This is a genomic window from Spirosoma utsteinense (assembly GCF_014282275.1).
In the GTDB taxonomy this organism is placed as follows: domain Bacteria; phylum Bacteroidota; class Bacteroidia; order Cytophagales; family Spirosomataceae; genus Spirosoma; species Spirosoma utsteinense.
In genome coordinates this window covers 1-9070 of record NZ_VFIA01000081.1, presented here as the reverse complement: position 1 = coordinate 9070, position 9070 = coordinate 1, and the positions used below count along the sequence as shown (strand labels likewise).

The 9070-nt window shown below is 52.4% G+C and carries 5 protein-coding genes; 3 read left to right on the top strand and 2 right to left on the bottom strand.

What is annotated here, in order from left to right; translation table 11 throughout:
* The coding region (locus FH603_RS27025; RefSeq protein WP_186742266.1) for an RICIN domain-containing protein at window positions 1–2014 on the top strand (2014 nt) is incomplete at its 5' end.
* Window positions 2015–2193: 179 nt separating this feature from the next.
* Here FH603_RS27025 and FH603_RS27020 read toward each other — a convergent pair.
* Entirely contained in the window at window positions 2194–6405 is a 4212-nt protein-coding gene (locus FH603_RS27020) for a PA14 domain-containing protein (protein ID WP_186742264.1), read from the bottom strand.
* Between the two features lie 163 nt (window positions 6406–6568).
* Here FH603_RS27020 and FH603_RS27015 point away from each other — a divergent pair, with 163 nt between their 5' ends.
* Entirely contained in the window at window positions 6569–6838 is a 270-nt protein-coding gene (locus FH603_RS27015) for a hypothetical protein (RefSeq protein WP_186742262.1), read from the top strand.
* A gap of 37 nt (window positions 6839–6875) precedes the next feature.
* On the top strand, window positions 6876–7718 hold the full coding sequence (locus FH603_RS27010) for a transposase (RefSeq protein ID WP_186742260.1): 843 nt from the start codon (window positions 6876–6878) through the stop codon (window positions 7716–7718).
* A 303-nt stretch (window positions 7719–8021) separates the two neighbouring features.
* Here FH603_RS27010 and FH603_RS27005 read toward each other — a convergent pair whose 3' ends face one another.
* Window positions 8022–8744, bottom strand: a complete 723-nt coding sequence (locus tag FH603_RS27005) for a hypothetical protein (RefSeq protein WP_186742258.1) — start codon at window positions 8742–8744, stop codon at window positions 8022–8024.
* Window positions 8745–9070 lie beyond the last annotated feature (326 nt).

Genomic DNA, 9070 nt, shown 5'->3' with positions numbered 1-9070 from the left:
GGGCAACACGCTGGAGGGCAACCGCCGGGGCATCACGCTGTACCACAACGCCACCAGCGAGGTGGCGGTGGTGGGCAACACCCTGACCAACAGCGGCTCGATCGACTTCACGCCCCTCCAGCAGAATGAAGGCCGTCAGCAGTTCATCCCCATCTTCAACAATCAGATCATCAGCAATACGGTGTCCAACACGGACCGCACCAACGGGGTCTTCATTGGGGTACATTCGGTGCAGCACATTCAGACGCGCACCTTCGGCACCTCGGTGATCGGTCTGGAGATGCGGGGCAACAGCCTGACGGCGGGTCAGCCCAACGTGCCGGCGGTGGTGGATGCCGACTACCCCGAGGGCTACTTCAACTACCTGGAGTATCACCAGATGAGTGTTTACCAGGATGAGCGGATCCCGGCGGTGCTGGGGACGATCTTCGAGAGTAACCGGGCCAACAACTGTGCCAACGGGCTGTACCTGAACACGGGTTCGTACAACACGGTGGTGTGCGATCTGCAGCTGGTCAACTCGGGGGGCATGAAGGACAGTCCGCTGGACAACATCAGCCACGGGGCGGTGGGCACGGGGGGGTGTAGTCCAATCACCCAACCGGTGAGTGCCCCGGTGGCGACGGTGAGTCTGAACTGGGTGACGAGTCCAGCGGGCTTGCAGGTGAGCATCAACGGGCAGGTGCGCACCACGCCCTACTCCCAGACCTTCACCGTCGGCAGTACAGTGAGTCTGGCCGTGGCCAGCCCGCAGACGGTGAATGGGGTGAGTTATACGTTTACGGGCTGGAGCGGGGAGGCGGGCACAAGCCTGACGGTTCCCGCCACCAACACCACCTACACCGCCAGCCTGGCCACGGCGGCCGGCCCGCCCGCCCCCGCCATCGTTTCAGGGCAGGTCTATACCATAACGGTCAAACACAGCAGCCAGCTGATCGACGCCCGCGATGCCGATGGCCGCATCGGGCAGTGGGCCGCCACGGGGGGGACTACTCAGAAGTGGGTACTGACCGACAGGGGCAACGGCTACTACCTCATCCGCTCCTCGCTCAACGGCAAGGGCATGGATGTCTTCAACAACTCGACCAGCGATGGCGCGCCGGTGCTGCAGTGGGACCCTAGCACCCAGGACAATCAGCAGTACAAGCTCATCGATGCCGGTGGAGGGTACTACAACCTGGTGGCTCGCCACAGCCAGAAGTATCTGGCCATTGCGGGCAGTTCGCCCAACGAGGGGGCCTGGCTGCAACAGGGGCCCGGCTCGGGGGGCGACAACCAGAAATTCCGCTTCACGGCAGCGGGCCCGGCCGCCCCCGCCGTCGTTTCAGGGCAGGTCTATACCATAACGGTCAAACACAGCAGCCAGCTGATCGACGCCCGCGATGCCGATGGCCGCATCGGGCAGTGGGCCGCCACGGGGGGGACTACTCAGAAGTGGGTACTGACCGACAGGGGCAACGGCTACTACCTCATCCGCTCCTCGCTCAACGGCAAGGGCATGGATGTCTTCAACAACTCGACCAGCGATGGCGCGCCGGTGCTGCAGTGGACCCCTAGCACCCAAGACAATCAGCAGTACAAGCTCATCGATGCCGGTGGAGGGTACTACAACCTGGTGGCTCGCCACAGCCAGAAGTATCTGGCCATTGCGGGCAGTTCGCCCAACGAAGGGGCCTGGCTGCAACAGGGGCCCAACTCGGGGGGCGACAACCAGAAGTTCCGCTTCACCTCACAAGGAAGCGGCCGGATAGCCACCCTGGAAGCTGGTGTGGAACGTGGACTGGAAGAGAGCGTAGTCGTTTATCCCAACCCTGCCGTATCAGTGATAACTGTAACCGGTGTTCAGGGATGCCAGGTCCGGCTTGTAGATATGTTGGGGCAAGTACAGACTACAGTAATGAGCCAGCAGGATCGCTGTCAGATAGATCTGTCGACTTTATCGCCCGGAATGTATGTGGTGCAGGTGACAAAGCAAGGGCAACTCATTAGCCGAAAGTTGATTATCAATCACTAAACACCGGCAAACGGATAGTAGCTATATCGTCAATTGGTCATCGATCAATAGTAGATTACTACCGCATCAGTGTTACTGTTATAGATAAGTTTTCTTTTTACAATAAAACCAGAAGCCCAATTGTCCGGGTTCACTCTTATTGTGAGTGAACCCGGACAATTGGGCTTCTGCACGTTGATCTATTCGGATAGCAGGACTTTCCACCGAACACGACGCTCACCCTGAGTCATGTACAGAAAATAAATGCCCCGGTTAAAATCTTTTACCGGAATTTGGAAAAGATTCTGACCTTCAACCACCCTATTCTTCAATTGAAGAACGGGTTGCCCAATTATATTGACTAATCGTAGCGACAGTTCACCAGCCGTTTTAGCCACATAACTAATCTGAATTTCATCCTGAGCAGGTATTGGGTAGACCTTAACAGTCTGCTCATTATTGACGTTGGCTGCGTCGTCTGCCGAAATTCTTGCGCTAGCTACGAAGGCCGGATAAAGTCTTCCTTTCGGAATAATTTGAGGACCCAGCCCCGGAAGCGACCACTGCAGCCGCACCACGGCCCCGCTGTTGAACTCGTAGTACTCCAGCTTGATGTCGTACTTCTGGCCCCCCGTCAGGGCAATGCTCGGACTGGTGTCCGTAGTCGGGGCATGGTTGGTCCAGTTATTGATCAGCAACACATTGTTGACCCACAGCCGCACCCCGTCATCCGAGACCAGACTGAAGGTGTAGTTGCCCGTCACGGGTGCCTCCACCTGCCCCGTCCAGCGGGCCGAGAAGTTGTCGATGTTGAGGGCACTGCCCGGTGAGCCGTTGCCCCAATCCACATCGACGGTGGCATCCACCCGACTCAGCGCCACCGGAGCCGTCAGGGTCTGGTTGTTGAAGTACTCGGCCAGCAGACCCGTCCCCGTGCCCCCATCAGCGGTAGGGGGTGGGGGCGGTGGGGTGGCCGTCAGGCGGAACAGGGCCGAAGAAGGAATGAGCTGCTTGCCGATGCCCGGTCCGGCATAGCTGGCGCTGAGCGACTGGCCGCCACCGCCCTGGAAGGCGGTGACACTCATAGCGTGCTTGCCGGCCTTTAGCCCGATGGTGCCCGACCGCTCCTGATCGCCGTGGGAGCCGTCGTTGTCGACCACCTGGGTGGAGCCGATGTAGAGCTTGCTGCCATCGTCGGAGCTGGTGTAGAAGGTGTACTGCCCGTCGGTGGGCACGTTGATGTAGCCCTCGAAGCGCAGGGCGTAGTTCTCCTCGCGTTGGCGGGCAGAAAGGTCGATGGAGTTGACCGTGCCGGTCTTGTTGGGAATCAGGGCCGCGAAGTCGGGCAGGTTGCTCCAGCCTCCTTCGTAGTACTGGTAGTTGAGCCCGGCCAGGGCGTTGGCCGGGTTCTCCGGATCGCGCAGGTTGGAGGGCGGTGGCGTCGTCGTCGTGGCCGGATAAAGTCTTCCTTTCGGAATAATTTGAGGACCCAGCCCCGGAAGCGACCACTGCAGCCGCACCACGGCCCCGCTGTTGAACTCGTAGTACTCCAGCTTGATGTCGTACTTCTGGCCCCCCGTCAGGGCGATGGTCGGACTGGTGTCGGTGGTTGGTGTATGGTCGGTCCAGTTGTTGATCAACAGCACATTGTTGACCCACAGCCGCACCCCGTCATCCGAGACCAGACTGAAGGTGTAGTTACCCGAAACGGGAGCCTCCACCTGCCCCGTCCAGCGGGCTGAGAAATTATCGACGTTGACGGCGCTGGCCGGTGAGCCGTTGCCCCAGTCCACATCGACAGTCGCATCCACCCGACTCACTACCACCGGGGCGGTCAGGGTCTGGTTGTTGAAGTACTCGGCCAGCAGACCCGTCCCCGTGCCCCCATCAGCGGTAGGGGGTGGGGGCGGTGGGGTGGCCGTCAGGCGGAACAGGGCCGAAGAAGGAATGAGCTGCTTGCCGATGCCCGGCCCGGCATAGCTGGCGCTGAGCGACTGCCCGCCACTGCCCTGGAAGACGGCCACGCTCATGGCGTGCTTGCCGGCCTTCAGACCGATGGTGCCCGAGCGTTCCTGGTCCCCGTGTGGCCCGTCGTTGTCGACCACCTGGGTAGAGCCGATGTAGAGCTTGCTGCCATCATCGGAGGTGGTGTAGAAGGTGTACTGCCCGTCGGTGGGTACGTTGATGTAGCCCTCGAAGCGCAGGGCGTAGTTCTCATCGCGGCTGCGGGGCGCGAGGTCGATGGTGCTGGCCGTGCCGGTCTTGTTGGGGATGAGGGCCGGGAAGTTGGGCAGGTTATTCCAGCCTCCTTCGTAGTACTGGTAGTTGAGTCCGGCCAGGGCGTTGGCCGGGTTCTCCGGATCGCGCAGGTTACCCCCTCCGGTTGAGGTGAAAGTGGCTGTGTACGTTGTGTTGTCGTCGGGCACGAAAATCTGGCCATCGGGACTAATGGCAGGTGCCCAGTTCGCAAACGTATAAGTTACGCCATTAAGCGTTTGTGTTGCTGGTGCCGATAAATTAATGGATATGCCCGTAACGTAGGGCTTGCTGTAGGGAGTAGTATGAGGCTGACCGTCGACATTGAGTTGCAGACCGGAAGGGTTTGTCGCGATCGTCAGGTTTACTACTCTTGGATTGATATCCACGTACTTCGTGGTAGACCCTCCCTGCGAATCGGTGACAGTCAGAAAAAGTCGATACCATACATTTGACGACGTTTCGCCTATTGCTGGAATAGAGAAAGTGCCACTTTTGCCATCGCCCGATACGTTGGGCGTGGGACCGGGGTGATCATGAGTATCGTGGTGAAATTCAATACGCCATTGGAAGGCACTGGCGGGCAGGTTGTTACCATCTTCGGGGTCGGTGGCCGAACCGCTGAACGATAGGGTGTTCCCCGCTCGGTATATGCTGCCGGCGGCAGGCGTGATAATCTGAATCGAGGGATTCTGATTGGTCGTTACGGTGAGCGTGGCTCCGTTGCTGGTTACGCTGCCCGACGAATTAGTAACGACCACCCGAAATACGGCTTCGTTGTCAGACTGAACAACGGGTGACCGGGTGTAGCTGGACGAGGTAGCGCCACTGATATTGACTCCATTTCGTTGCCATTGGTAGGAGATGCCGGTGCCAGAAGCCCCTACGGTAAATGTGACTGCGCTGCTCACCGGAGCAATCTGGTTGCTGGGCTGAGCCGAAATCGTAGGTACGTTATTGCCAACGTACTGTATTCGCCAGACTTCGCCCTCGCTACTGGTCGTATTGTCTTCAGTAGAGCCACTTCCTAAACCACCACGGGCTATATAGTACATACTGCCATCGGGACCAACTTTGACAGAAATGGGCCGATTTATGTTATTGGCGAAATTCGCAATGACTGCCCCGCTAGAGAAATCCAGCGTTTTAATATAGCCACCGCAGTAATCGGCGAAGAAAAATTTGCCGACAAAACTACTGGGAAACTGATTGGCAGAAGGGTTGTAGAAGGCTCCCCCCGTTGTTGCACAGCCTGTATTGTGATCGTAGGCGTAAATAGGGTCCTGATAATCTGAGGGGACTGCTTGGTTTGTTCGGTATCCTTCAACAGCGGGCCACCCGTAATTCTTACCGGCAAATGCCTCGTTGATTTCTTCATAATTTCCAGATCCCACATCGCCAATAAAGATTCGACCTGTACCTGGCTGCATCGTCGCTTTAAATGGGTGACGGAGGCCATACGCCCAAATAGCCCGATTCTTACCTGTGTTGGTGTTGTAAAAAGGATTGTCGGTAGGGATGCTTCCATCGGGATTTATCCGCAGCACTTTACCCAAAAGATTGTTCATGTTCCGGGCATTTTCATAGATAGCATCTTCTCCCGTTGTAATGAACAGTTTTCCATCTTTGAAAAACATAGCCCCTCCATTGTGGACACTGGCCTGTACATTATCTAACTCAAGGATGATTGTTTCACTGCGCGGGTCAGCCACATCGCCAACAGCCTTAAACCGGCTGACCCGATTATGAATGGGTGTTGTTGCAACGGCGTAGTATACGTATACAAATTGGTTATTGGCAAAATCCGGGTCAAACGCTATACTTTGTAATCCCCGCTCATCGAAATTATTAACCGAAATAGTTAGGAAAGGCGTTGGCAAAAGGCTGCCATTTTTAATGATGCGCACCCGACCCAGTTTTTCAGTAACGAACAGGCGGCCATCGGGGGCGAAATCCATACTCGTTGGATCGAGGCCCGTTGCCAGCCTGGTTTCTGAAAATCCATTGGGCAATGTAGCTGCCGTGAGTGGCTTTGAAAGTAGAAAACTGATAAATGCACAGACCCAAGCTAACCAGTTTAATGGATAAATTTTGGGTGAGTCGATGGCTCGCTGATCTGTGTTGAAAAAGCCAAAAAGGAGGGAAAAGTGTTTCATAAATTCCAATATAGATTGTAGATCGATAAAGCGCTCACAAGATACAAATGAAAGTGTCCTCTTTTTGCACAGTACTGGACATTGAGTGTTTAGAATAGCAAAAGCGAGGTCGAAATAAGTGCTTTGTAACGTGACTCACATTGCCCGACTTCGCTCCTCGCTCTTGGACAAATCTAAGGATTTCGCCCAACATCTCTCCCCAGCCTTGCTCAATAATTTGCTGGCTGTGGGCTGCGCTATCCTCATCAAGGAAACCGTCAATCTCAACAAACTTAAGAACCATCTGGGCCTTTTGCTGGGTAACCGGCAGACTAAAACCGACTCTCATTACCGGCGGCTTACTCGATTCTTTACTAACAAAACAGCCCTGAATAAACTATGGAATCGGAGCGCCGAAGCGATGGCTGATAATATGGGTGCTAGATTATACTAAACGTTGGGATGGCCGCTCGCGAAGTGGTTACCTGACTTTGGACGGTACGAGTTGGCAACTGGGTACCAAACAGATTCATTTGCTGGTACTTTGTCTGGTGTATCGGGGCGTTAGCCTGCCCTTGTTGTGGCATAATTTGGGCAAAAAGGGCCACTCTTCTCAGCAGGAACGCAAACGACTGCTCCAACAAGCCATGCAACTCTACCCCTTGAGGGGTTTTTGTTTGTTGGCCGATCGGGAATATGAAGGCAAAGAGTGGTTAAGTTTTTTAACCGACCAGCAGATTAATTTCATCATTCGTTTGCCCAAAGACTCCTACAAGGCCGACATTGCGGCAGGCGGCAAGGCCTATAGTTCGTTACTCAAACGGGCTTTACGGGGCCGCGTCGTGAGTCAGTGGTTCGAGTTGGCCGGTCATCGGTATCAGTTTATAGCTCTTTGTCATCAGGACGGACCACAAGGTGCTGACCCACTGGTATTACTGGTAAGCAATCTGAGTTGGGCCAAACAGACTATTGCCCAGCGGTATCGGATTCGTTGGACAACGAAATGTTTCTTTAAACACTTGAAAAGCAACGGCTTCGACTTGGAAGAGTTAGGGTTTAGCTCACCCAAAAAGATTCGGTTGTTAGTAGCTATCGTCGTAGTACTGTACGTGATTTGTGTGGCTGAAGGGCTACGGCAGTTTCACCGCATCAGGTCCAAATCGACTAGTACCGACGAGCCGCTACGTTTACGGGAAGCCGTCTTTCGTAGGGGATACTCAGTGGTAGTAAATGAGTTAGTAAGTATTGCACATTTCTTAGATTGGTTACTGGGCCAAATCAGCAAGCCGCTCAAGGTACCAATACGCTTAGTTTTCTTCCGTGTCCAGCACTGAACTCTTTTTGCACTGAAGTACGATAAAGTACTAAGCGGCTTACTAATATCGAAATACTGTTCGATGGACAGAAGATCGTACACAAATTGCGAACAAGCTCGTAAATAGAAATTTCGTCAGTGTTAGGCTGAACGATAATTGTTTTTATAAATATACACATATATTCGATTCATATATCTCGACCGAAGGCCAGTAAAATTACATTATTATTTTCTTGAGGCTATGTACTATTTATAATTAGTTAGTGTAATCATCTGTCAGCAATCTACTGCTAGAGCGGTAGTTGATAGTAGAGACTTTATATTATTTAATATAATTGAAAATAGGTTCATATAAATTTTTACTAATAAATAACTGACCCTCTGCGTTGATATGGATCCCATCCAGGTAATAGTCTTTTTTCGCTCCCAGGTCCAGCTCCCGTATGACTTCCCGATGTCTGGCCGTATAAAAATCAATTATTAATTCTCCGTCTTTAGAATATTGTTTTTTACTGATTTCGTCAAGATCGGGATGAAGATAAATCAAAAAAGGAATATTTAAGCGTCGGGCAAGGCTGTCTAAATTAGAAAAGCCAGTGTTAAATTTTTGATCTTCTTTCATTTCTTCAGGTGATTTTTCTTTAAGAAATATTTTTTTAAAAGTATTCTTGATGACACCATAGGCTTTATCTATTAGCTTTTTAATTCCGAATATGTAGTTTTTATCAGGATGCACGCTACTTACGCCTACAATTTTTTCAAATGTCATAGTATCATAGGCATCACCACTGCCACAAACATAAACCATCAAATCAGCATTGAACGTCCCGTATTTTTTTAAATAAGCATATATATTATCCGGTCCCCACGAGAAAGAAGATATGTTCAGAACCCGAACTTTTTTGCCTAATTTTTTTGTCAGGCTATTTTCCAGGAGTGTTGACGCCAGTTCATCCTGATCAATAGAATTACCTCCATTTAAAACAGAATCGCCAATGAGTAATACAACGCATGTATCACTCTTGGCAATTGGCTCACTGCGCATCGAGTACTCGTTCGTTTTGAAATTGTTGCCGTATATTCTCGTTGTTTGGTTAGGTCTGTGTATATATTCGAACTCTTTACTCTCCATAAATAATGGAAACTGATCCAGGCCAAGATACCGTGCAACAAGTTCAGTAAGAATTAAAATACACACGAAGGACAGAATTATGAATTTTACCCTTTTCATTTTGATTGTTACAGTTAAGGTCATTACAGTAGACTTGTTGTGATGGTGACTATGAGCTAGTTAACTAAATAGAAGTTCCATAAACCCGCGCAGATTCCTATCGCTGATTCGTACAATGTGACCTTGTGGGTTCGTAAACG

Bases quoted from the DNA above. Each gene is read 5' to 3' on its own strand.
- FH603_RS27020 (WP_186742264.1), bottom strand. From the start codon at position 6,405: ATGAAACACTTTTCCCTCCTTTTTGGCTTTTTCAACACAGATCAGCGA.
- FH603_RS27005 (WP_186742258.1), bottom strand. From the start codon at position 8,744: ATGCGCAGTGAGCCAATTGCCAAGAGTGATACATGCGTTGTATTACTC.